Below are 22,550 nucleotides of genomic sequence, written 5' to 3' on the forward strand. Positions count from 1 at the left end.
TGACTGGAAAGGTGAAAATGGACATAAAGAAACTGGCTGAAACAATCGACCGTATCGCAACGCACGCTGAATGTCGCTTGAATATGCATCAAGGTTCCGTAGATTTGGACCAAATTTACGAATTCTTTCGCGTGAAACCTGCGAATGAAAACATACGAACTACCAAAGAGGTTTTAGATGTCGTTGAGCAGAGACTTCAACGACGGATCAAACATATTGATGCAATTGAGTTGCGTCAAGTGATTGATGAATTAAAGAAATACTATCTGTACCGCCATATTAAGGTTGGGGATGACGTTCGTACCATTTGGAATTATATCGAGAGATTTAGTGAATATGTTCGTCCTAATCCAGAAGATACACGTAACAAGGGGAATCCGATATCTGACGTGACCCTGACGAAGATCATAATTCTGACTGTATGGATTACACGGTTAGGGCATAACTACGATCGCTTCGAACATAGCCAACGGTTACACCCAGAACTCTGGCGATATGCATACACTGTCTTGTATGTTGAGGATCATGTCAAAGAAGCACTGATCGAGAACGGGATTTTGCAAAATCGAGAAGAAGTTGCTTTGATTCTGTTCGCGCGTATCGAGTCAAGAGTTCTACAATATGGATCTGTAAGGTTCCTTGATCATATGTTGTCGGAGTATAAGAGTACATTTGACGCGGAAACAGATTTGTTTGCCCCAACGCAAAAAGTAACCCGAAAGTTTCTCTATCACCTTGCGATCAAAATGGCTACCACAACTGATGCTCCAGTAGGAAAGGGATATCCTGAGACAATTGGGGTAATCGAGAATATAGCATCCGTCCTCCTGAATTTATATGACTTTCGCATTGATAACCAGTTTCAATTGATGTTTCTTAACGAGCCAATACCGTACTTTCAAAAGAGTGTTTTTCATGATGCCTTATACAAAGATTTTCAGTATCCCCCAGAGAGTACTCTGGTGATGTTGGATTCAATATTGGATTCATATCAGGACAAGATCGAGGCTATTGTCGGTATTGATAAGCAGTCGTTTATGATTATTTCGCGTGAAATTATTGCGATGGCGATTCAATATTTGAAGTCTCCAGGAGCGTTACCGAGGTTAGCGGGAGATGAACTGTGTAAGCGACTGAGAAAAAAGGTTCAGCGGGACGTGGTGATAGCCTATTTGACAATGCTATCTACTACCAAGTGCCTAAACAAAGAGTTCAACCATCCATTTGCTATTGAAGGAATAGATGATGACTCTGAATGGTTGATACATGTCCCCAATACTGAGTTTGAGTATTTCATGCCCCTTCCGTCAATCGATTGTTTTGGACTTTACGATAAGATAAAGGAACTTTTAGGACATCCACGGAGTTGGGGCGAAGCATTCGAACGATTTATACAGGAGTGGATGACAAAACAATTAGGGGAGCCTGTACATTCTGGTAAATATGTCTTTCAGGGGCAACCAGCCGAGTCGGACGGTGTTGCGGTCGTTGGAAATCACACTGTAGTTTTAGAAAGTAAAACCAAGCCGCTAACTCGTAAAGCTCGTTCAGGGCATATTGGGAAACTATTGCTTGACTTGGGTGGAGCGTTCATCGATAGTCAGATGCAGGCATTCCGAACTGAGTATGTTATGCGTGAGGGTTTGTTAGAACTCTACGATCAGAATAGTAACAATAAGGAAATGGTTCAAGGGAAATGTAAGCCAATTGCAGAGATCACGGCTCCTGATAATGCCGTCTACACTCGTATATCCTGTACACCGTTTCATTTCGGGGTATTTACCGAAAACACTGTATGCCACAATGTTTTTCAAGCATTAGTACGTTATTCATTTGGAACTACGGACGAGGACTTAAAAGACCAGTTTGTAAAGTTTGAGAAAAAACGCCAGTCCTTGTTAGCCCTCTTTGAAAAACTTAAAAAAGCGTACAATGCCCGACCAGATAATGAGCTTTTGGACATGACACACCGATCCTATTTTTTGTCATTTGGATTGCTGTACATGCTTACCAGTCCTGAAACGTCTTCAAGGAGTGCCTCCGAAAGACTACTGTCATTCGGAAGTATCCAATCAGGAGACTACAATTCATATTCCATTTTGAAGTTCATTTTACGTCCGCAGGTTGGATAAACGAGGCTAAAAGCTTGATGGGGAAGACATCTCTCCCCTTCTCCCATCTTCCCTGCTTCTATATCTTCGCAAAATCAAATTCTTCTCCAGCAAAATAAGTTCTTCCCTGAGTAAAATAAGTTGTTCCCTACAGCACGGGTGGATTCGGGTCAAAAGCCTGGATTCGCCCGTTTTTGCGTTGCAAGGGAGCGCAAGGCGGGGAAAAGACAGGGTGAAGTTCGGAAGGAGATAAGACGCGAAAAAGCCCGATATATCAAGGATTCCAAGACCATGCCCGATCAAAAACGCGAAAAAATACACGACAAAATCTGTACTCCCTGCGCCCTCAAGCCCTTCTTTTCGCCCTATCCGCAGGGAACAACTTCATTTTACGCAGAATCGATGAATCTGGAACAATTAAGGAGATAAATGAGTGGGAAAAGGTGCGATCCAGGGAAGGATCGAATTTAACGGCAGATATTGGGTGAGAGTGAGGGAAAGTCGGGAAAAGCCAGGCGGGGCAAGGGGGTTGAAAGGGTTGAGGGGAGAGGGAGTCAGGGAAGAAATTGATTTGACGGTTACAGCTTTCTTCTTGGCCCGATGGCTTGGAAGACCTATCGTGAATCGTTTTGTGCCAACACGTGCGCTAGAGAAGTTTGATCAATTCATGGTGAACCGAGGTGTATCAGGAATCTTTGTTTTGCGTCTCATTCCATTGGTTTCGTTTAATGCCCTTAATTACGCTTCAGGTTTGACGACTCTTACACTTTGGCAGTTCACGTGGACTACCGGTCTTGGAACTCTTCCAGCGACGCTGCTAATTGCGCTTTTGTATCGAAGTGTCATTGGGCAAAAATACGCATTTATTGGTCTGATTATCGTAGGTGTTGTGATGCTCCTCGGACTGGTATTGAGGTGGAGACTGACCAAAAAATGAACAATGCAGCTCTTTTTACATCGAGACCTACATCGCTAACGCCTCATTCAGCGTTTAGTCGACACCACAATCTGTCATTGTCACGTTTCATCTTTACTGCTCTCAATCCTTGGCTCCATCGTAACGACAGGCTTATCCGGGTCGGCAGTGTCTGTGGGGATTGGGAACAGTAATCTGCTGGTATATGGTGACGGTTTGTGATGGACATTGAATTGGATAGCTTGCTCAGCGTAGAACATCCTGGCCTCCTCAACTGACCGTTTTCCGACCACGATATCGTTGAGCAGGTTGAGAGCGAGAATGTTCATCGGTTCCTTGTCGCATTTTGCAGATGCTTCTCCCTTCGTACGGTCGACCCTCACACTCCCGTCATATTTGCCGACTTCATCGAAAAGCTCTGGTGGGACCCGGTAGTTAATCGTTTGTTCAAAAAAATCCGGGTGTGGCATAGGAAAATTGTGTGGTACAGGGTCTCGATGAATGACGATACATTTCCATGGCCTACGATAGTGCCAAATGAGCATACTCCGGGTGAGTTCGTCGGGTAACCCATATTTTTTAATGGCGAAGAGTGCACCTTTTTTGGGAGCACCAGACCATGACGAAAGGATTCTGTCTAGCTTAGCCATCTTCCGATTGTCCGGACGGACCTGCGGGTATTGGGCTCCCGAAGCACCGGACCAATAAATATGATTCGCAGAGTACGGATTCGTCGATTCGTGGTGGTTCACGGATTGTTCCTCCCTGGTCTCCTTAGGGCTCTTAAACGTGCAAATCTATATTCGTAATGAGTCACATGTCTTGGTCTCTTACGGATTCGTCACACAAATATATAAGAGGAATGACGTATGTGCATTTGTCCTAAAGTGAGGTCGGGAATAACTCACTTAGGTGGCTGTCGTCTTGACATATATACGGTACGGGGGTATGGTAACCATGTTGAATCGATGAGGTGATAAACGTGGCATACAAATACTCTTCCAACAAAGACACATTGTTATCCCGGCTGAAGCGAATCGAGGGCCAAGTTCGTGGCATCCAGAAGATGATCGAGGATGACCGCTATTGCGTTGACATCTTGGTGCAGATTGCAGCCATCAAAAGCGCCATTCACCAAGTTGGTCTCTCGTTGCTTGAATCGCATACCAAAGGGTGTGTCGCTGACGCCATGGAAGATAATAACGGTGATGACAAAATCGAGGAACTAATGGATGTGATTCGACAGTTCACGAAGTCGTAACAAGAAGGTGGTGTTTGCCGTGGGTGCTATCAAAGAACTCACGTTACCGATAGAAGGAATGACCTGTGCCTCGTGTGCTGCACGGATCGAGAAGAATGTGTCGAAGATCCCAGGTATCCAGGAGGCAAATGTGAACCTTGCCTTCGAGAAACTTCGGGTCGTCACGGATGGCAATGTTGCTTGGAAAGATGTTGTCGACCGAGTGGAAACGACCGGATATAACGTCCCTTCGAGGGAGATCGATCTCAGTATTCAGGGAATGACTTGTGCGTCCTGCGCCGGTCGGATCGAGAAAGTAGTCGGACGCATTGATGGAGTTGAATCGGCCACCGTCAATTTGGCTTCAGAAAAGGCGCACGTTGTATATATTCCTGGCCTTGTCAAAGAGGAGGACATCATTCAGGGAGTCCAAAAGGCCGGGTATTCTGCGAAATTGGCTTCGGCTACCGCAACCGAAGAAGAACGCAAACATAAGGAACAGGCGTATCGACGAGAGGTCATGAAGTTCTGGATCGGAGTGATTCTCACACTTCCGCTTTTCGTTCAAATGCTCTATATGCTCTTAGGTAACCCACCTTTCATGCCAAATTGGGTAGGATGGATTCTGGCTACACCGGTTCAGTTTTACGTGGGATGGCGCTTTTACAAAGGAGCTTATCATTCCCTTCGTGGCGGCGCCGCCAATATGGACGTTTTGGTTTCACTCGGCACGTCGGTAGCTTATTTCTACAGCGTGTACTTGACTCTTCTCGGACGACCGGATGTGTACTTTGATAGCTCAGCCATGGTCGTGACACTCATCTTTATGGGTAAGTTGCTTGAAGAGAGGGCAAAAGTGGAATCAGGATCTGCTATTGAAGCGTTGGCCAAGCTTGGAGCGAAGACCGCTCACGTCCTACGTGATGGTGAGGAAATGGACGTTCCCGTTGAAAAACTGCGTGTGGATGACGTGGTTCGTGTCAGACCTGGGGAGAAAGTTCCGACGGATGGCGTCATTATCGATGGCAACACGGCAATCGACGAATCATTCCTGACAGGTGAGTCGATGCCGGTTTCAAAACATACAGGCGATGCAGTGGTTGGGGCCTCCGTGAACCAGACCAATGCTTTTACGATGAAGGTCACCAAGGTTGGAGCAGAGACGGCGCTCGCTCAGGTGATTCGGCTGGTGGATCAGGCCCAAGGATCGAAGGCTCCTGTTCAGCGACTGGCTGACAGGATTGCGGGGATTTTTGTACCTGTGGTACTCGGTATCGCACTTGTGACATTGCTTGCATGGGGATTCCTCGTGAATTGGCCGCACGCTATCCTGGCGGCCGTCGCAGTGCTCGTGATTGCTTGCCCATGCTCCCTTGGTCTTGCTACTCCGACGGCCATTATGGTGGGCACGGGACTTGGCGCTGAGTCAGGGATCTTGATCAAGGGCGGCGAGCACTTGGAGCAAGCCCATACGCTGAACGCTGTTATTTTTGATAAAACGGGAACCATTACATCCGGGAAGCCAGCAGTAACGCATGTGTGGACGGCAAACAGTGTGTCGGAAGAGGAACTTCTGCGGGCTGCGGCCGCTTTGGAGGCCCAGAGCGAACACCCGCTTGGGATCGCCGTTGTAAAACATGCCGAAGAGCAAGGTATTCTTCCCGAGAAAGCCGCTGATGTTCACGCCGTTCCCGGAAAAGGAATCGAAGGTATGGTAACCGGACGTACGATTCGAATCGGGAACCGCCGTTGGTTCATTGAAAATGGCGTCACGGAGTTTCCTGACGACGTAATGACCAACTTTGAAAACGCCGGAAAGACGGCGGTGATGGTTGCCGGTGACAACAAACTTCTTGGTGTCATGGGAATCTCCGACACCATCAAGGATGGTGCTGCCGAGACGGTACAGAGGCTGAAGAATATGGGCATTGAGGTCTGGATGATTACCGGTGACAACGAACGCACAGCCACCGCAGTGGCCAAGGAGGTCGGAATCACCAATGTGATCGCAGGTGTTCTGCCGGCCGACAAAGCGGCAAAGGTCGAGGAATTAAAGAAACAGGGCCTTCATGTGGCAATGGTCGGTGATGGCATCAATGATGCTCCGGCCCTTGCAGCGGCAGACGTTGGTATCGCTATGGGGTCCGGAGTCGATGTCGCTCTCGAAGCGGCAGACATCGCTCTCATCAATGCAAAGACAGAAGGGGTTGTCGGTGCGATCCGGCTATCGAAAGCCGCCATGCGCAAGATACGGCAGAACCTATTCTGGGCGTTTTTTTATAACCTCATCGGGATCGGGCTTGCTGCGGTCGGGATTGTGAGTCCTGTTATTGCTGGTGCAGCCATGGCTTTGAGTTCTGTGAGTGTCGTATCAAACAGTTTGTTACTGAAACGCTTGAAGCTGTCTGAGGACTAAGTGTCCCGGCGGGTGGGAAGAAAAAATGCGAGGAGGTAATTTTCTCATGACTACAACGACAATCGAGATCAAAGGCATGACATGCGCAGGTTGCGTCAATTCTGTCACGAAGGCCCTCAAAGGCGTGGATGGCGTTTAAGATGCAAATGTTGACCTGGAAAAAGGTCAGGCCACAGTGACTTTTGATGATACAAAAACTAATGTGGATGTCCTGAAACAGGCGGTCGAAGATGCCGGATACGACGTTGCGTAAGAGCCATCAACAGAGACCGAAGGGATAGCACACCGTGCTGTCCCTTTCGTTTGCAAACGCTGAACGATAAATGTGCGTCAGGTGATTCGCATCATGAAGACAGATAGGAGGAATACAAATGTCGACAAATGCAAGGGTTGAAGTCTACAGTTCACCAGCGTGCTCTGACTGTAGTGCAGGAAAGAAGTTTCTTGCCGACCACAATATCGATTACGTGGATCACGATGTCAGTGATTTATCCGAAGCAGAGGCGTTGAAGAAACTGACGGGAAAATCCATCGTACCTACCTTCGTCATTGGCGGAAAGATTTTATATGGTTTTGCGGCCAGCCGTAAAGAAATTGAAGACCTACTGCGTTAGGAGCAGTTAAATACGGGTCTCTATGTGACTAGAAAGGGGATGCTGATTGATGAGTGACAAAATGCACGTGCGACTCGCTGTTCACGGGATGACGTGTACCGGGTGTGAGGAACACGTTCAAGAAGCGCTTTACAGCGTAGGAGCGGAGAATATAACCGTCAATTTCCGACGTAACGAAGCGACGTTTGACATAGACAACGAAAATCGTATCGAAGTAGCGAAGGGCGCCATTACTAAAGCTGGCTATAAACCTGCTGACGCAGAGGTATTCAATCACTCCAAGGGACAATCAGAATCCAATACGGGTGAATTTGACTACGATCTGCTCATTATAGGTTCAGGCGGTGCAGCGTTCTCTGCAGCCATCCAGGCGGTTTCGTACGGAGCCAAAGTAGGAATGATTGAACGAGGCACCATCGGGGGAACCTGTGTAAACATTGGCTGCGTTCCGTCGAAAACGCTGCTGCGTGCCGGGGAGATCAACCATCTGGCACAGAGAAATCCGTTTTCCGGACTCCACACTTCCGCTGGTCCGGTGGACCTGAAGACGCTCGTTGCGAACAAGGGCGAACTCGTCGGGGATCTGCGCCAGCACAAATATGTAGACCTCATTGATGATTACGGATTTGAGCTCCTTCCAGGAGAAGCTCGGTTCGTGAATGAGCAAACGGTTGAAGTGGGGGGGCGTCAAATTACCGCCCGCAACTTCCTCATAGCAACAGGCGCATCGCCAGCGGTCCCGAATATTCCTGGTCTTGAAGACGTTGGGTATTTGGTCAGCACCACAGCGCTTGAACTTCAGGTAGTTCCGAAACGTCTTGCGGTCATTGGTTCTGGCTACATAGCGATGGAGCTGGGCCAACTTTTTCACAACCTTGGTGCTGAAGTGACACTTATGCAAAGGAGTGCTCGGGTACTCAAGTCTTCCGATCCCGAGATTTCGGAAACCGTCACGCAGGCTTTGACCGAACAGGGGATTCAATTGATTACAGGAGCCACGTTCAATCGGGTCGAACAGGATGGAAACATCAAACGAGTGCATATCACGGTGGACGGCAAGGATCAGGTCGTTGAGGCTGACCAGCTTCTCATTGCAACGGGACGCAAACCCAACACTCAAGAGCTCAGCCTACAAGCCGCAAAGGTCAAACTCGGAGACCGAGGAGAAGTGCTCGTAGACGAATATCTACGCACAACAAATCCACGAGTTTTTGCCGCAGGTGACGTGACGATGGGCCCACAGTTCGTCTACGTAGCTGCTTATGAGGGATGGGTAGTGGCAGAAAATGCGGTCGGTGGAGGAAATCAGAAACTCGATCTACGTGTCGTACCGGGTGTCACATTTACCAATCCGTCCATTGCGACAGTCGGCCTGACAGAAGAGAAGGCTAAAGCCGAAGGCTTCGATGTCATCACCTCCGTTCTACCACTGAACGCAGTCCCTCGAGCGCTGGTGAACCGGGAGACGACTGGTGTATTTAAGTTGGTGGCGGATGTAAATACTCGAAAGGTTCTCGGAGCACATGTTGTAGCCGAAAATGCCGGCGAAGTCGTCTATGCGGCCACTCTGATGGTGAAGTTCGGCCTGACCATCGAGGATCTGCGGGCAACGATGGCACCGTACTTGACGATGGCTGAAGGCCTCAAACTTGCAACACTTACGTTTGACAGGGATGTGTCGAAACTCTCGTGCTGTGCGGGATAACGATATTTTCATTTCGACATGAGATTGTAAAATATCAGGGAGTGGTTCTTGTGATTGAAGCAGTGGTATTTGACGCCTATGGGACCTTGTTTGACGTTTTTTCGGTGGAGGAAGCCTGCAATAACGCATTTCCCGGCTACGGCAAGCAAATCAGTGAAATATGGCGGCAGAAACAGCTTGAGTACACGTGGCTTCGTGCATTGATGCGTCAATATCGTAACTTTGAAGAGGTCAATCGAGATTCGCTGAAGTACACGCTGAATCACCTGAAGTTGCAGTATGACGACACCACGGTCGAAACCTTGTTGAACGCTTATCTTAGCCTCGAGCATTATCCGGAAGTAGCAGAGGCATTGCACGCTTTTCAACCGAGAAAATTAGCAATCTTGTCGAATGGAACCACGCACATGCTGACAACGGTGGTTCAGAATGCCGGACTTACATCATATTTTGACCAAATCCTCAGTGTCGATCCACTTCAAACTTATAAGCCAGAGCCACAAGTGTATCAACTGGCAGTTTCGACACTTGGGGTAGCCAAGGAACACATCCTGTTTGTGTCGTCGAACGGATGGGACGTGGCGGGCTCAAAAGCATTCGGGTTCACAGTTGGATGGATCAATCGACAAAACAAGACGACTGAAGAGCTTGGAGTGCAGCCGGATCACGTTGTACGTAACCTGCTTCAACTTGCTGAAGTTATTTCGCCCAAATAATCGAACGTGAGAATCGCCTGCAATGTCGAACCAATAAATTGCTTGGTAAAGTACCGTCAAGCCCCACTGAGAGAGATTGAGGGCTTGACGGTTTTATTTCCGATGATTCGCATCCTGAATAAATGATGACGATACACAGGACGAAAATTCGAACCACCTGTGTGGAAAAAACCAATTGTCGGTTTTCTCACCAAGAAGGCCCTGGGTCAATAGGTACGTTGTCATGGCCGCAACGGCTGTTCGGACCGGGAGGTCATGCATGGTCGGTCCTCCTTCAGATACCGATGATCCTCATGTTATTCATGTTTGGCTGACCGTTGATACGGAGAGATGGACATAGTGTCAACTACATTACGGACAAAACTTTAGTAAGCGGCGAAAATATAGAAGTGCGCCGAATGGTGCTCATTATTCAAGAGGAGTTGATGACGTGTCTACACGGATTTCACGGTTCGGTATGTTTGTGCCCGACTTATCAAAAGCAGTAACGTTCTACGAGCAAATCGGTTTTCAGAAACAGCGAGAGCTAGAGATTCCTTCGATGAGGATTGCTTTTGTGGCTCTGGAAGACACTGTTCTTGAGTTAATTCAAAAGACAGCCGAAGTTCCTTTCCATAAGGATGGCGTGCTAAACCACATTACGTTTGACGTTGACGACATTGTGCAAGCAGTCAAGGAGTTTACGGAGGCGGGTGCATCATTCTTTGTGCCGCCCATGTCACTGGACTCTGGACAAGTCGCTTTTGCGACCGGTGTAAACGGAGAAGTCATCGAATTGTTTCAGGCGTGAGCATAGAGCAACTACATCACAAAGGAGAGATACTACCATGTCAAACCACAAAATTACCGCTCAGGGCGCAGGTGTAAGGACAGAGGTATCTGCGGGACGGCACACCTTTGTCATTGACGAACATGCAAATATGGGAGGGCAAGACGCTGGACCAAGCCCATTAGACTATTTACTCGGTTCCCTGGCTGGTTGTGAAGAAGTCATCGCTCAATTGGTGGCACGTGAAATGGAATTCAAGCTGAATGGGATACAGTTTGATGTGCAAGGAACGCTTGATACCAAAGGTTTAATGGGTGACCCCAATGTGAAGCCATACTTCCAAAAGGTTCGAATCCGGGCAACCGTCGATACACCCGAAGAGGAATCGAGGGTCAAACAACTTCAAGAAGCTGTCGACCGTCGGTGTCCCGTGTTTACGCTCATCAAAGCTGCGGGCGTAGAATTGGATGCCGAGTGGACGAAGGCCTAACTCGTTGATGAAAGGTGAGAAAAATGGCAGATAAATTTCTGATCGTTGTTCAGGCTGGGCCGAATGAGTTAGCCAAGGCGCTTCACGCTCTACTTTACGGGCAAGAACTCCATGAGGCTGGCTATGCCGTACAGATTATGTTCGATGGAGCGGGAACCACGTGGGTGAAGGAGTTTAAGAATCCCGAGCATAAATACTTTGATGTGTACAAGCATGTTGAAAAGCTTGGGATCGTCGCAGGGGCATGTGAATACTGTGCCAATGCGTTTGGTGTCGTTGAGCAGGTGAAGGCGGCTGGTGTTCCATTGTGGGGCGAAACAGGCGGACACCCGAGCCTCGTGAAATATGTGAAGGAAGGCTACACACCGCTGATTTTGTGAAGTGCGATAAAGTCAATGTAGGCATCCGATGGATGGGCCGTAAAAGCCACTCAAGGCGAGTGGCTTTTACTTATGCATCGACTACTAGAACGAGAGTGACGTTTAAGGTGTTTTTCCACTGGAGTTTTGCCGAATTCCGCTCTATTTCGACGATCTAGCGCCTTTGCTTTTCAGCCAAGAAACCAAAGTATCCCTCCGAGTGTCGATACTACCTGCCGCATCGAGTGGCGTCTGATCCGTGTAACCAGGAACCCCGTTGATGTCAGCCCCTTTGGAGAGGAGGTATTCAGCAACACGGCGTTGACCTCCATGGCACGCTTGCCAGAAAGCCTCGGTAATGTCATCCGTCGTTGGTGAAGGATTGGATGCCATGAGTTCCTCTACACGAGACATCATCCCCAGAGCTGCTGCGTGCCAGAGCACGTCGACACGGGCGCCCCGCTCTACCAAAAGACGTGCAACGTTCCAACATCCATAACCTACTGCATTGTCCAGTGGTGTGCCGTTGCCACCACCAATTGACCACCCGACACTTCAATATTGGCGCCTCCATCGATCAACGCAGCAGCAACATCCACATCATCACTGCTGGCCGCCCAGTGCAATGGGGTCTCCGAAAAGGTTCCCCCTGTAGCTGAGCCATTAGGATCTGCTCCTGCGTCAATCAGCATCTTTACTATTACGGGGCCGTTTGGATAGTATCCAGGCCAATCTGTAACCACGTGCAAAGTAGTACGAGAACCCCCTTTGTTGTCTATGGCTCTCTTTGAGGCCAAGCCAGGAACCTCGTTCAGGAGACGACGCAATGCATCCAAGTTGCCTGTTTTGACCGCACGTACAAACGAAATTGCCAGTGGATCGTCATGTTTGATGAACTCCACGTTACCCGCTCCTTAGCATCTGATCGACATTAGTATACAACAGGTATTTGTCAAAGAACGTTGAAGCGGATGTTCGCACGATGCGTTTACAATCGCTTGATCATTGAATCGAAAGTCACGGCTTTTCATCATGAAGTTTGTTTGTGTGAAGTGGCTTACCGACTGGAACAATCGTTCTCCGTAAGATGAGGGTAAGTCATTCACAAGGAGGAATTTTCATGGTGCGGGTCAAGATTGGCGTAATGTCGAGCCTCATAGCAGGTATCGTGTTCGGAATCATGATGACCATGATGGGCATGATGCCAATGATCGCCGGTCTGGTCGGAAGTCATTCTATTGTAGTGGGGTGGGTTGTCCATCTCATCGTCAGCGCCATCTTCGGTGTAATATTTGGGACTGTCGTTCGCAATCCAAGGTCCGGGATCATAATGGGGCTGGTTTATGGGGCCGTTCTTTGGTTTTTGTTTCCCTTCATTATGATGCCAACGATGATGCACATGCCCGCCATACAGTGGTCTCAGTCGGCGATGATGAGCCTAATAGGGCACTTGGTCTACGGTTTGATTCTTGGTATCAGCGATCGGATGATGGGCAAGGCGTGTATCCTGCCGAAGAGCGATTCAACGACAGAAATTATCGAGCGGGTCCTATGGTCATTGATCATAGGACCTGTTATCGTCATTGCTTCTAATGCGTACGCACACCCTTTCGGCAAATCAAGAGTCTGTAATTTACCTAACAGAACTCCGAATCATGAAGGAATATACTTCATCTGGCATCATACGCAGAGTAAATCTGAATGCGGAAGGGGAGTCGTATGAATAACATAGAGCCTTTACGCTCAGACGAAAACATAACTGCTGTTGCGTATCAAGAAAGTGGCACCACGGAGAAGCTTCGAGAAGGACGCCTGCACTTCTTTCGCACCATCGCCCAATCTGTAGGCGTACAAGGTCCAACGGGTGGGGTCGTCATCGGTGCGGCGATTTTGGCCGGCATTTCGGGGGGCGGCACTGCGCTGGTGCAGTTGATCGCTGCCATCGCTATGGGATTTGTAGCTTATGCATTTGTAATGTTCACGAGAGGTTTCAACAGTGCGGGCTCGGTTTACGGTTTTACCGGTGCAGTAGTTGGCCCCATATTTGGATTCCTTTCCGCATGGTCCTTGATGCTGGTGTATATCAATTTCGCAGGTGGCGTGTATGCCAGCGTTGCCGACGAGGCACAGCCGGCGTTTGCTGCCATCGGACTTTATCTCCCATGGCAGTTTTACGCTATTGTGGGGTTTGTTCTCGTTGTTATCTTCGCCTACCTCGATATCAAGACCTCATCCACCATTATCCTTGTTCTCGAAGGTGTGTCCATGCTTCTCGTCACGATTGTCTGTATCGTTATCCTGGCCCGCCACGTTGGGTGAAGAATCGGCCCGGCCACGCAAGATGATTCCGATGGCTGTAGGCATATCACTTGTGGTTGTCGCCGTCTTTGAGATTGGGGTTGCTTTCGTAGTTACCAATGCCTTCCCAAGCACAAAACTGTTGGCTGCTTCGGCGGTGCCACTAGTGTCGGTAACGAACCAATTCGTTGCGCCATGGGTCGGAACCCTGGTGAACTTTGGGGCAGTCGTGAGCTCGTTTGGTGCTGCGCTGGCCTGTGTAAACGGAGCTACCAGAATGATGTTTGCGTTGGGAAGAGATGGTGTCGGGCCGAAGGTGCTCAGTCGGGTTAGTAAGCGTACGGGATCTCCAGTTGGGGCCCTCGTAGTCGTCTCCATTGTGAGTCTGGCATTCCTTGTCGGTTTCTTGCATGATAAGGCAACTGATGCAGTCGGAATCATTCTCACCTATGGAGCGGACTTGATACTGGCGGCGTACGGTCTCGTACTTATTGCCGCTATCATCTACACCGTAAAACGTCGAATGTCACCGATCAAGACGCTAGTTCTGGTGATCGGCCTCGCCATTCTGGTTTACGTGGTAAAAGATACTTTCATCCCATTTCCTGCGGCGCCGTATAACTGGGATGCTTACGGTGCGTTGGCAACGCTGGTGATTGGTCTTGTGATTCCGCTCTTATCACGCAGAATCCGAAACAATCTGCGTCAATCGCCTCTGCTGAAGGTCGGTGCGGTGCAATTGCTAAAACGGGAATCACAACGGAGTTGAGTGTTCAAAATGCATCGTCTTACGCCGCTTTCAACAGATGAGGTCCTTGAATATGTTCAAGCGATACCCGGTCTCGTGCCGTCTGGAGTACGTCTGACGGTTCGGGAAATTGGCGATGGGAACATGAACTTTGTGTTTCGAGTGACGGGGCAGGGCGACTCCGAAACGACAAGTGTAATCGTGAAACAGGCCCTGCCTTACATGCGATCCGTTGGTGCAGCTTGGCCGCTGACAGCGGATCGAATCCTGATAGAATATGAAACTTTGGAAACCCAACACCAGCTATGCCCAGGTTCTGTCCCGAGAGTCCTCCATTATGATGATGAGCTTTCGTTGATTGTGATGGAGGATCTTTCGTCCTACATCGTATTGCGTGACGGTCTTATCTCCGGCAGACGCTTTCCGTCATTCGCTTCACAGATTGGTGTGTTTCTCGCCCGGACATTGTTTTTTACATCCAGTTACGCCCTTAACGCAACGGAATTGGCATTCAACCGCATAAAATTCGCAAATCCTGACATGGTGAAGATCACGTCAGACTTTATCTTCACGTTTCCGTTTATGAATCATGAGATGAATCGGTATAGCCAAGTGCTAGACTCAACGGTTCAACGTATCTGGAACAATGGAAGACTTCACGACGAAGTTGCAGGATTGAAGAGGGCATTCAACCATGAACCATGATGCCCAAGCGCTCATTCATGGAGACTTGCATACCGGGAGCATCATGGTCACCAATCAGGATACGAAAGTGATCGATCCGGAGTTCGCATTTTACGGGCCGATGGGATTTGATATTGGACTGTTGTTTGCGAACTTGCTGTTAAGCTACTGTTCGTATGAGACCCAGCGGGATAGCACAGGCAGCAAAGCGTATCAAGTGTATCTGCTGCGGATGATTGAATTGACGTGGCTACAATTCGAAGCGGAGTTTCGAAGGTCTTGGAATCAGTTTGGATCGCAAGGCTTAGATCCGGGTGAAGACGTGCTGATTCACTTACTACAGGAGTCGCTCGGATTTGCGGGCTGTGAGATGATTCGACGAGTCATTGGAACTTCACATGTGGCAGATTTGGAGAGAATCGAGGACCCAAGGCAACGGGTTATCGGGGAGACGCTTGCGCTCCGTATGGGCCAACATCTGATTTTGGGACGTGGCGCCATTCGAAACATCGTGGATTTAATCGAATCCGTACAGAGGTTGCAAGAAATGTCGTGAGTCACAAACAATGTTGTTTTAGCCACCGAGACGTATTCGGAATTAGGGCAGCAAATTCTGTGTATGCGTAATACACAAGGTCTGGCCATTCATCCATGTCCCTGTATACCGGCAACTGATTGTGTCGTAAAGAGACTGAATCAAGCGCCTGGACGGTTTGTCGAAGAACTTTGTCAGTGCTCCAGTCGACGCCACGAAAAATTTCAGGGATCCGGCGGCACATGCCAATCAAGAAATACCCGCCATCTGCTGCGGGCCCAACGATACAATCACAAGTGTCCAAATGTCGGATTGCTTCGACCAACAACTCCGATGTCGTGAGCGGCATATCACTGCCAATCAGGACCACCTTGTCGTAGCCTTGCGAAAAGAGCTGGTCGGTTAGGTTCTCCATTTTCTCTCCCAGGTCATTTCCACACTGAACCAATAACCGGGACGTAAACTGCTGAAAATAGACAAGACTTTCAGTCGTAGGCGCAGCCACCCACAAATCGTAATCGGGTTCGGGCAGAATGTTGCTCATGATGTCGTCAATGAGTGCGGCTTGCAAGGCATTCGCCTCTTGCTGGGTAAGTCTGTCCGTAAGCCGAGTTTTACAACAATCAACGACTGGTGATTTCGAAAGCATGACAACGGCGGTATTCATCTGATTCTCACCCTTCCACGGGGATTCGAGTATTTACGCATTAAGTCTTTCGGGTCAACCCCAAGGAAATACTGTAGCTTCAGGGTCTGCATACGGGTTATGGTTCTCCACGTTCCATTTTCGATAAACCGACGAGCTGATGTCGTTGATATAGCGGGGAGTAAGACTAGCTTGCCTCGCTTCATTAAAAGACGTGAGATTTCGAGGTCCTCCATTATGGGAAGGTCCGGGAATCCGCCAACGGCTTCAAAGTCACGACGACGAACAAACATTGACTGCCCCGAAGATCCAGTGCAGATACCGTGCTCGGACGTTTGATAGCTTCGCAATCAAACGCAGGGACCAGGAGTCCTCAGCAAAACGAAGCGTCAATCCTCCGCCCACTACTTCTCCGTTTCGCAACTCCTCTTGAATGTAGGTCAATGCGGCCTCGTCTACATAGGAATCTGCATGGATAAACCACAGGATCTCACCTGAACTCACTGAAGCGCCAGCGTTCATTTGGTTCGCACGGCCTCTTTCGCTCACGACAACACGTGCATATTGTTTTGCGAGTTCGACGGTGTTGTCGGAACTTCCGCCATCCACGACGATGATTTCGCACTTTGCAAAGGAAGTTTTTAGGTGTGTCAACGTTGCTTCTATCGTGTTTGCTTCATGCAAAACAGGAACAATAAGGGAAATCGATGGCATAAATATCCCTCGTTTTTCTTAAAAGTGTCTCCTTGAGATTCAAGGTTAGCCGATGTGTCCCGTTTTATCGGTGAACTGGCTTACACAGTGAGGTGTTTTACAGAACTGAACCTTGTTTTGCCGTACAGTAGCAGTAATGATTGCGACGGATATTGGAAGGATGACGGCAACATGTTGGATACACACGCACGAAAATATGTTCAACCCGTGATTCGTCGTACTGCACGAGAGTTCTCGAGCCTTGGCCTCAGCGCCAATCAGGTGACATGGATCGCTTTTGTACTCGGGATCGCATCTGGCATCCTAGTTTATTTGGGACTTCCGGTCGTGGCGGTTGCTGCATTATGGGTGTCAGGTTTTCTTGACGCCGTGGACGGTTCCATGGCCAGGGAACAAAACCGGATGAGTCCGTGGGGAACTGTAATGGATGTGACCTTTGATCGCATCGTGGAATTAGGAATTATCATTACGCTTGCCATACGGTTTCCCCAAGCGCAGCTTCTATTGCTCCTTCTAACGGCAGGCATCGTCTTCTCAATGACTGTGTTTTTGACAGTCGGGGCTTTGTCGGAAAAGAAGGGAATGAAGTCGTTCTATTACCAGGCGGGTTTAGCCGAACGGACAGAGGGGTTTATCTTGTTCTCAGTGATGGTTCTGTTTCCGCATTGGATGTTGTGGAGCACGGGAGTGTTCTTATTTGTTGAGGTTTTTACAGGTCTTCAACGAATGCTCGAAGCGAGGAGACTCCTGAAATAGACCCTTAACCGTGTAAGCAAAGTTATGGCCAAGTGAAAAGGTACATTCACTTGGCCATACTGTCATTGCAGGACCTTCCGAATATTATCCTGCGTGATACTCCAGTGAGACGTGTTGAAAACGGCCTCTTTATTTCGAATCAGAATGAGCTGCGGTGATTTATGAGTCACATGCAGATCGTGCGCAATTTGGTTCGAGACATTGCGTGACTCGATGACCTTCACCATCACGAATTCTGTATCGTCATTGGGACTTCCATTGAGGTATGACTGAAACTCCTTCCATGCGTTTGCGCTGATTGGACAAGTTGTACTGTGTTTGAAAACCAGAACCGGCTTATTCGCAGACGCATCGAACACTTCTAGCCAGTCATCAAGACCGGCGATTTCTTTCCACTGTGCCATTTGCGAAGGACACTCCTTTTCGTGGTCGACTCTAAAAACAATATAACGCCACAAACGGTCGTCAGTCTGTATTCCGCTTCACATACAATGTGACCGCAGAACACTACAATCGAGTATGTAAGACCCTATAAAAGCGTGTCGAATCGGCTTCACTGCTTGTTCAACATGCTGCTTTCTTGGCGGATCAAGACGCAGACGAGTCCTTCATATACATGTTGCAGGCCAAGATACTGGCATCAGAGAATGCGATTCATGTGACGAATTGGGCGATGCAAGTGTGCGGTGGCCAAGGATTCACACCGTCGTTACCGATAGAGAGGTATCTTCGTGATGCAAGGGCGGGGTCGCTCATGTCCCCAACCACGGAATTGTTGAAAGAGTGGGTTGGGAAATCAGTAGTGGGTCTGCCGCCATTTTAATGATAGGAGGTGGGATCGATGAACTGTAAAGGTCAGTGCCAGTGCGGCAAAGAAGCTCTCTGAGATCCTGGACCAGGAAGATGACAAAAACCTGAAATCCCGTGTGTTTGATGGACATGCGCATGGAAATCATGCACACTACGGTCTCGGTTTGGATTATCAGAAGGATACCGATGAATTGATTGCGACTGATACCGGAATTGACGTTCTGCTAGAGAGGGGAGAAAACTTTCTGGACGGAATCGAAGTGGATTATGATGCTTCGACAGACGAGTGGAGCATTATCAATCCGTCAAAGGGAACCACGGGGATCACTAATAGAACGAGAGTCTTCTTAGCGGGAAAGAGATGTGAGTCACAGGGCCTGGGACACAAGTATGAAGGAATCTCAGGCCCCCGTCGCTTGTTGAACCCACACAAAGGGAGTGACGAGAGATAGAGATGAAGTGGTTCCTGCGTAACCTCGTTCTTTTAGCCGGCGTGTCATTTGCATTGGAATACATCTGGGAAGCCTGGCAGTCTCCGATATTTTACATGGGTCCTCCGGGTCGTCATCACACGGGCTCGCCGGGTGTTGGCATCTTGCTTGGTGCCACTTTTGGCGACATGATGATGAGCATTGGCTTGTATTTACTGCTGTCGCTTGTGAATCGGGATGGGAGCTGGTTCGCCAAGAAGTACGATGCAAAAGATTGGACCATCATGGTCCTGTACGCCTTGTTTTTCAGTTTTTATTTTGAGACAAGAGGATTGTCAACCCATCGATGGGGCTATTCTAGCCTGATGCCGTTGTTTCCAGGCACAGACATCGGACTTGTACCCGTGGCCCAGCTTTTGATTCTGTTTCCCCTTTCCTTCGTGTTGAGTAGGTTTATCATCAAGTTGTTCGACAAAAATCGCTCCAGCAATACAGGTAAGACAAGCCAGATATGACTGGTCATTGCCACAACATATGTGTAGCGATGACTATAAGAGCGTGTCCGAAAAGCCCGCAATTTTGAGTAAATAGCAAAACGCACCGATCCGCAAAACTGGTAAAATTGAAGGTATCCAGCCGTCAAATTTTCCAGTTCTGGAGGTGCGTTTTTCCATAGATTTGCAGTTAGACCTGCTTCCATACGCCTATTATAACACGCTTGGCTTCGACCCCGAACTCGTTGATTACGTAGATCACATTGACGACTCATTCCTGGACCTGCTCGTCGGACCCCTGTACGACAAGAGAGGACGCAGACCCGCATCTCCAATCGCCTATTTCCGGATGCACTATCTGTATTTCACTAGGCCGGAGATTACCTCATTCCGTCAATTGTGCAAACAGTTGCGAGACCCAAAGAACCAGGCGTGGCGCAGCTTCATCGGTGTACCCAATCCAGCAAAGGTTCCGTCACACCAGAGCCTGAGTGACTTCCGTAACAAAGTAGGGCCGGACGTATTCGAACAAATTCGTGACGAGTTTATACGTCAATCCATTCACATGGAGGGATTCATCCAGGACACCCTCGCCGCTATTGACTCTCGTCCGATTTACGCCAATGTCAACGGATACAAGAAAAAACGCTGCGATTGTGAGGTTAAGTCAGTTTGCACATGTGAAAAAACGTTTTCTGACCCGGACGCCACCTATGGGGCACAGCGCAGCAAGGTGAACCAGAACCGTTTCTTCGTTGGTTACCGGAAGCACTCGATTGCAGTAAGAACATCTCAAGGACCTGTGGCCTTGTTGTCTATCCTTAAGCCTGCGAATGTGGGCGACATTCGAGTGATGCTTCCACTGATAGAGAAACTCCGGCAGATTAACGAAATGCGCACTCAGTATCTCGTTGCCGACATGGGTTACATAGATGCGGATGACCAGAAGGAGGCATACCACAAACACAGTATGGCTGTGGTTACAGGGTTTCGCAGTGGTATGGTGATGCCAGAGGAATGTAATGAACATGGGCAACCTGAGTGCGAACAAGGCGAACGACTGATTTGGGATGGCTTTGACTGGAAAACGGCCACTTCCTGGTTTCGTGGGGACTCAGAGAAATGCCAGTCATGCCCGCTATCCGGGGTATGCAGCAGGCAATTCGAATTTTCCTTTGACGACAAACCGATTGCATACGGCCCGGTGCCACAAGGCACCATGCTGCATGCCCAGATGCTTGATTTCAGAAGGCAGATTGAGCTGTCCTTTGCGCAAGAGTCCAATGAGTTGACAACAGTTATGAAACACAAGAAGGTGCCTGTACGAACAAACAAACGAGTACAGTCCTTCTTCACCATGCAGGATATATTCCAGCTCATGCAGGCGAGGATAGGTCACATTCGAGAGACCATGCTGCCTGATGACCACATAGAGCGAATTACACAAATGTATACAGTCCAGGCCGAGCAATTGAAACTCGATATCGCTGCATAGGCAAGCAGAACCTGGAAAATAAACAAAAGCCAATGTTACTGACAAGGGGTTCGTGCGCCCATTTTCAAGGGTGAGCAGGCAATGTGTTCCCATACGGAGGCATTCACCAAATTACCAAGTAAACTTATCCCATATCAGGAAGCCTGTATTCATGTATTTGGCTAGACATTTACTCGAATCGGATGCTTTTCGGACAACCTCTATAAGGATGATTGATCAGAATGTCCGTCTGGTTTCCAGTTAAGCGATACAATTCCCCGGATGCTTGAAGCGGAGAGCGAAATGAGCGAGACAATTCCAGCAACCACTAAAACATAAAGTGGGAATTGCATCGGAGACAGTGTGTGGAAGAGCAGTGGCAAAAGGGATATAGCCATTGATGGAGCGAGCCACAGATTAAACAGCCGCATCAACAATACTGTACCAAGAAGTGCCACGCTACCAGCGATCACGATCATGTGTGGCCAGATGGCCACTGCAAAGGCACCGACCAATGATGCAGAAAATAGTAACCCAGTCTGGCGGATTGCTGAACCTAACGTGTTGACGCCTTTCGACATTGATTCGTATAGCACTACCATTAACGGTGGGATGACCGCTAAGTGAAGATGAGAAAGGGATGCGACGCCAATCCCAAGAGCTATGGCAGCTCCTTCAGGAAATATGACATTCGTATTTTTGAGCACGATTGCAACAAACAGCATGCATATTGTCAAAGCAATGGATAAAAGTAATGGGCGTATCCTACTTTCATCCCGGTTACCCACCCTTTCACCCTTTATTACTGAGCGTTTCGTCAATTGGACATTTTCATCGTTCCTCGATGATTTCTCCAGCCTTCCTTAAATCAACTGCAATCTCCTTACGGCCCGTGGTAACAATGCCTTCCTTCGCTAAGTTCGAAAGTGTTACAGAAACAGACTCCCTTGTAGCGCCAATCATATTGGCCAAATCCTGATGAGACAGGTTCAGATCGAGGTGCGTATACCGGCTCGTATGACCATCACCTGCCTGTCCGAAGGTCTTCGCCAATTTTGACAGCAAATAAATCAACCGATAACGAACATCTCGAAATGCTAGGTTTTCGAGCATTTCTTCGGATTCACGAATTCTCTGGGTAAGAATGGAGACCATCTTCAGAGCAACCTGTGGCCGCTTCATGAGCAGTCCTTCGAAATCCTTTTTCCCAAGAACGCAGACGAGTGCATCCTCCAGTTAAAGCCCACAAATTTTCTTCCGTCGATCATGAGGACTGGCGTCGCAAAACATCCATTCTCTCGGAATTCATTGAGCGCAACAGGATCGTTTATGATGTCCTTTATCTGAACCGAAATGCCATTTTGATGAAAGTAAGAAATGGCACGGTCACCACCTGGGCAACCTTTGTGCGTATAAAGAACGATTTCTCGTTTGAAACCCATATTGTCACCTCCATGTAACCACTCAGACGAACACTGTTTATTGCCACTTTAATGTAGCACGATATTCATGAAACAATCCGTGAAGCGGATTACAGAAGTATAGTGAAATGCCTTACAGACGAGGTACTTTGGGATCTTATAGAGTACGTGTATCGAGTTTGATACACGAAGGAGAAATTCAC

General features: G+C 48.5%; 27 protein-coding genes and 2 pseudogenes. 20 read left to right on the forward strand and 9 right to left on the reverse strand.

Annotated features, from left to right (window positions below):
- Positions 1-17: 17 nt before the first annotated feature.
- Both NZD89_RS02520 and NZD89_RS02525 read left to right on the forward strand, forming a co-directional pair.
- Positions 18-2,132: a hypothetical protein gene (locus NZD89_RS02520; protein WP_268006281.1), complete on the forward strand. Its 2,115-nt coding sequence runs from the start codon at positions 18-20 to the stop codon at positions 2,130-2,132.
- 412 nt (positions 2,133-2,544) lie between these two features.
- Complete coding sequence (locus tag NZD89_RS02525; protein ID WP_268006282.1) at positions 2,545-3,048, forward strand: TVP38/TMEM64 family protein; 504 nt, start codon at positions 2,545-2,547, stop codon at positions 3,046-3,048.
- Positions 3,049-3,128: 80 nt separating this feature from the next.
- On the opposite strand, the gene NZD89_RS02530 is transcribed toward NZD89_RS02525, so the two are convergent.
- Positions 3,129-3,779 carry a hypothetical protein gene (locus NZD89_RS02530; protein WP_326492906.1) on the reverse strand — a complete coding sequence of 217 codons (651 nt, stop codon included), beginning with the start codon at positions 3,777-3,779 and terminating at the stop codon, positions 3,129-3,131.
- 230 nt (positions 3,780-4,009) lie between these two features.
- Here NZD89_RS02530 and NZD89_RS02535 point away from each other — a divergent pair, with 230 nt between their 5' ends.
- The 9 genes and pseudogenes from NZD89_RS02535 (at position 4,010) to NZD89_RS02575 (ending at position 11,357) form a co-directional block, all read left to right on the forward strand.
- Entirely contained in the window at positions 4,010-4,288 is a 279-nt protein-coding gene (locus NZD89_RS02535) for a metal-sensitive transcriptional regulator (RefSeq protein ID WP_284286062.1), read from the forward strand.
- A 19-nt stretch (positions 4,289-4,307) separates the two neighbouring features.
- Positions 4,308-6,683 (forward strand): heavy metal translocating P-type ATPase, encoded by a 2,376-nt coding sequence (locus NZD89_RS02540; protein ID WP_268006284.1) that lies wholly within the window; start codon positions 4,308-4,310, stop codon positions 6,681-6,683.
- 46 nt (positions 6,684-6,729) lie between these two features.
- A pseudogene (locus NZD89_RS02545) lies at positions 6,730-6,936 on the forward strand (heavy-metal-associated domain-containing protein).
- 118 nt (positions 6,937-7,054) lie between these two features.
- Complete coding sequence (locus NZD89_RS02550) at positions 7,055-7,297, forward strand: glutaredoxin family protein (RefSeq protein WP_268006285.1); 243 nt, start codon at positions 7,055-7,057, stop codon at positions 7,295-7,297.
- A gap of 49 nt (positions 7,298-7,346) precedes the next feature.
- On the forward strand, positions 7,347-9,002 hold the full coding sequence (merA, locus tag NZD89_RS02555) for a mercury(II) reductase (RefSeq protein ID WP_268006286.1): 1,656 nt from the start codon (positions 7,347-7,349) through the stop codon (positions 9,000-9,002).
- Positions 9,003-9,052: 50 nt separating this feature from the next.
- Positions 9,053-9,718: a haloacid dehalogenase type II gene (locus tag NZD89_RS02560; protein WP_268006287.1), complete on the forward strand. Its 666-nt coding sequence runs from the start codon at positions 9,053-9,055 to the stop codon at positions 9,716-9,718.
- Positions 9,719-10,148: 430 nt separating this feature from the next.
- Complete coding sequence (locus tag NZD89_RS02565) at positions 10,149-10,508, forward strand: VOC family protein (RefSeq protein WP_268006288.1); 360 nt, start codon at positions 10,149-10,151, stop codon at positions 10,506-10,508.
- A 37-nt stretch (positions 10,509-10,545) separates the two neighbouring features.
- The gene (locus tag NZD89_RS02570; protein ID WP_268006289.1) at positions 10,546-10,977 is read left to right on the forward strand and encodes an OsmC family protein; all 432 of its coding nucleotides are present in this window, start codon (positions 10,546-10,548) and stop codon (positions 10,975-10,977) included.
- A 23-nt stretch (positions 10,978-11,000) separates the two neighbouring features.
- Positions 11,001-11,357 (forward strand): DsrE family protein, encoded by a 357-nt coding sequence (locus tag NZD89_RS02575; RefSeq protein WP_268006290.1) that lies wholly within the window; start codon positions 11,001-11,003, stop codon positions 11,355-11,357.
- 141 nt (positions 11,358-11,498) lie between these two features.
- Here NZD89_RS02575 and NZD89_RS02580 read toward each other — a convergent pair whose 3' ends face one another.
- Both NZD89_RS02580 and NZD89_RS02585 read right to left on the reverse strand, forming a co-directional pair.
- Complete coding sequence (locus tag NZD89_RS02580; protein WP_268006291.1) at positions 11,499-11,807, reverse strand: ankyrin repeat domain-containing protein; 309 nt, start codon at positions 11,805-11,807, stop codon at positions 11,499-11,501.
- Positions 11,808-11,836: 29 nt separating this feature from the next.
- Positions 11,837-12,238, reverse strand: a complete 402-nt coding sequence (locus NZD89_RS02585) for an ankyrin repeat domain-containing protein (protein WP_268006292.1) — start codon at positions 12,236-12,238, stop codon at positions 11,837-11,839.
- 218 nt (positions 12,239-12,456) lie between these two features.
- Between NZD89_RS02585 and NZD89_RS02590 the strand changes: the two genes are divergently transcribed.
- Genes NZD89_RS02590 through NZD89_RS02610 form a run of 5 tightly spaced genes read left to right on the forward strand, consistent with a single transcriptional unit; the run spans position 12,457 to position 15,622 of the window.
- The gene (locus NZD89_RS02590; RefSeq protein WP_268006293.1) at positions 12,457-13,059 is read left to right on the forward strand and encodes a DUF6789 family protein; all 603 of its coding nucleotides are present in this window, start codon (positions 12,457-12,459) and stop codon (positions 13,057-13,059) included.
- Entirely contained in the window at positions 13,056-13,655 is a 600-nt protein-coding gene (locus NZD89_RS02595) for an APC family permease (RefSeq protein WP_268006294.1), read from the forward strand. The genes NZD89_RS02590 and NZD89_RS02595 overlap by 4 nt, the downstream gene beginning before the upstream one ends.
- Positions 13,594-14,403, forward strand: coding sequence for an APC family permease (locus NZD89_RS02600; RefSeq protein ID WP_268006295.1), 810 nt, complete (start codon positions 13,594-13,596; stop codon positions 14,401-14,403). The genes NZD89_RS02595 and NZD89_RS02600 overlap by 62 nt, the downstream gene beginning before the upstream one ends.
- 9 nt (positions 14,404-14,412) lie before the next feature.
- On the forward strand, positions 14,413-15,087 hold the full coding sequence (locus NZD89_RS02605; protein WP_268006296.1) for a hypothetical protein: 675 nt from the start codon (positions 14,413-14,415) through the stop codon (positions 15,085-15,087).
- A complete protein-coding gene (locus NZD89_RS02610) occupies positions 15,077-15,622 on the forward strand; it encodes a phosphotransferase (protein ID WP_268006297.1) in 546 nt (181 codons plus the stop codon). The genes NZD89_RS02605 and NZD89_RS02610 overlap by 11 nt, the downstream gene beginning before the upstream one ends.
- 1 nt (position 15,623) lies before the next feature.
- Here NZD89_RS02610 and NZD89_RS02615 read toward each other — a convergent pair whose 3' ends face one another.
- Complete coding sequence (locus tag NZD89_RS02615; protein ID WP_268006298.1) at positions 15,624-16,268, reverse strand: TIGR04282 family arsenosugar biosynthesis glycosyltransferase; 645 nt, start codon at positions 16,266-16,268, stop codon at positions 15,624-15,626.
- A gap of 252 nt (positions 16,269-16,520) precedes the next feature.
- Positions 16,521-16,961 (reverse strand): glycosyltransferase, encoded by a 441-nt coding sequence (locus NZD89_RS02620; RefSeq protein ID WP_268006299.1) that lies wholly within the window; start codon positions 16,959-16,961, stop codon positions 16,521-16,523.
- Between the two features lie 171 nt (positions 16,962-17,132).
- Between NZD89_RS02620 and NZD89_RS02625 the strand changes: the two genes are divergently transcribed.
- Entirely contained in the window at positions 17,133-17,717 is a 585-nt protein-coding gene (locus NZD89_RS02625; RefSeq protein ID WP_268006300.1) for a CDP-alcohol phosphatidyltransferase family protein, read from the forward strand.
- Between the two features lie 62 nt (positions 17,718-17,779).
- Here the strand turns inward: NZD89_RS02625 and ytxJ are convergent, their stop codons facing one another.
- Positions 17,780-18,121, reverse strand: coding sequence for a bacillithiol system redox-active protein YtxJ (ytxJ, locus tag NZD89_RS02630; protein ID WP_268006301.1), 342 nt, complete (start codon positions 18,119-18,121; stop codon positions 17,780-17,782).
- A gap of 146 nt (positions 18,122-18,267) precedes the next feature.
- On the opposite strand from ytxJ, the pseudogene NZD89_RS29410 reads away from it, so the two are divergent.
- The 3 genes and pseudogenes from NZD89_RS29410 to NZD89_RS02645 form a co-directional block, all read left to right on the forward strand.
- Positions 18,268-18,540 (forward strand): annotated as a pseudogene (locus NZD89_RS29410) (acyl-CoA dehydrogenase family protein); the annotation flags it as partial.
- Between the two features lie 441 nt (positions 18,541-18,981).
- Complete coding sequence (locus NZD89_RS02640) at positions 18,982-19,473, forward strand: hypothetical protein (protein WP_268006302.1); 492 nt, start codon at positions 18,982-18,984, stop codon at positions 19,471-19,473.
- A 145-nt stretch (positions 19,474-19,618) separates the two neighbouring features.
- Complete coding sequence (locus NZD89_RS02645) at positions 19,619-20,947, forward strand: transposase (RefSeq protein ID WP_268003901.1); 1,329 nt, start codon at positions 19,619-19,621, stop codon at positions 20,945-20,947.
- Between the two features lie 200 nt (positions 20,948-21,147).
- Here the strand turns inward: NZD89_RS02645 and NZD89_RS02650 are convergent, their stop codons facing one another.
- Genes NZD89_RS02650 through NZD89_RS02660 form a run of 3 tightly spaced genes read right to left on the reverse strand, consistent with a single transcriptional unit; the run spans position 21,148 to position 22,368 of the window.
- Positions 21,148-21,714: a hypothetical protein gene (locus NZD89_RS02650; RefSeq protein ID WP_268006303.1), complete on the reverse strand. Its 567-nt coding sequence runs from the start codon at positions 21,712-21,714 to the stop codon at positions 21,148-21,150.
- 43 nt (positions 21,715-21,757) lie between these two features.
- Positions 21,758-22,108 carry a Crp/Fnr family transcriptional regulator gene (locus tag NZD89_RS02655; protein ID WP_268006304.1) on the reverse strand — a complete coding sequence of 117 codons (351 nt, stop codon included), beginning with the start codon at positions 22,106-22,108 and terminating at the stop codon, positions 21,758-21,760.
- The gene (locus NZD89_RS02660; RefSeq protein WP_268006305.1) at positions 22,105-22,368 is read right to left on the reverse strand and encodes a glutaredoxin family protein; all 264 of its coding nucleotides are present in this window, start codon (positions 22,366-22,368) and stop codon (positions 22,105-22,107) included. Before NZD89_RS02660 ends, NZD89_RS02655 begins: the two co-directional genes overlap by 4 nt.
- Positions 22,369-22,550: the final 182 nt, after the last annotated feature.

This window comes from Alicyclobacillus fastidiosus (genome assembly GCF_026651875.1).
In the GTDB taxonomy this organism is placed as follows: Bacteria; Bacillota; Bacilli; order Alicyclobacillales; family Alicyclobacillaceae; genus Alicyclobacillus; species Alicyclobacillus fastidiosus.

Coding starts and splice junctions, on each gene's coding strand:
- NZD89_RS02660 (WP_268006305.1), bottom strand. CDS start 22,368: ATGGGTTTCAAACGAGAAATCGTTCTTTATACGCACAAAGGTTGCCCA.
- NZD89_RS02615 (WP_268006298.1), bottom strand. CDS start 16,268: ATGAATACCGCCGTTGTCATGCTTTCGAAATCACCAGTCGTTGATTGT.
- NZD89_RS02570 (WP_268006289.1), top strand. CDS start 10,546: ATGTCAAACCACAAAATTACCGCTCAGGGCGCAGGTGTAAGGACAGAG.
- NZD89_RS02595 (WP_268006294.1), top strand. CDS start 13,056: ATGAATAACATAGAGCCTTTACGCTCAGACGAAAACATAACTGCTGTT.
- NZD89_RS02655 (WP_268006304.1), bottom strand. CDS start 22,108: ATGAAGCGGCCACAGGTTGCTCTGAAGATGGTCTCCATTCTTACCCAG.
- NZD89_RS02550 (WP_268006285.1), top strand. CDS start 7,055: ATGTCGACAAATGCAAGGGTTGAAGTCTACAGTTCACCAGCGTGCTCT.
- NZD89_RS02610 (WP_268006297.1), top strand. CDS start 15,077: ATGAACCATGATGCCCAAGCGCTCATTCATGGAGACTTGCATACCGGG.
- NZD89_RS02520 (WP_268006281.1), top strand. CDS start 18: ATGGACATAAAGAAACTGGCTGAAACAATCGACCGTATCGCAACGCAC.
- ytxJ (WP_268006301.1), bottom strand. CDS start 18,121: ATGGCACAGTGGAAAGAAATCGCCGGTCTTGATGACTGGCTAGAAGTG.
- merA (WP_268006286.1), top strand. CDS start 7,347: ATGAGTGACAAAATGCACGTGCGACTCGCTGTTCACGGGATGACGTGT.
- NZD89_RS02625 (WP_268006300.1), top strand. CDS start 17,133: ATGTTGGATACACACGCACGAAAATATGTTCAACCCGTGATTCGTCGT.
- NZD89_RS02605 (WP_268006296.1), top strand. CDS start 14,413: ATGCATCGTCTTACGCCGCTTTCAACAGATGAGGTCCTTGAATATGTT.
- NZD89_RS02590 (WP_268006293.1), top strand. CDS start 12,457: ATGGTGCGGGTCAAGATTGGCGTAATGTCGAGCCTCATAGCAGGTATC.
- NZD89_RS02620 (WP_268006299.1), bottom strand. CDS start 16,961: ATGCCATCGATTTCCCTTATTGTTCCTGTTTTGCATGAAGCAAACACG.
- NZD89_RS02640 (WP_268006302.1), top strand. CDS start 18,982: ATGAAGTGGTTCCTGCGTAACCTCGTTCTTTTAGCCGGCGTGTCATTT.
- NZD89_RS02575 (WP_268006290.1), top strand. CDS start 11,001: ATGGCAGATAAATTTCTGATCGTTGTTCAGGCTGGGCCGAATGAGTTA.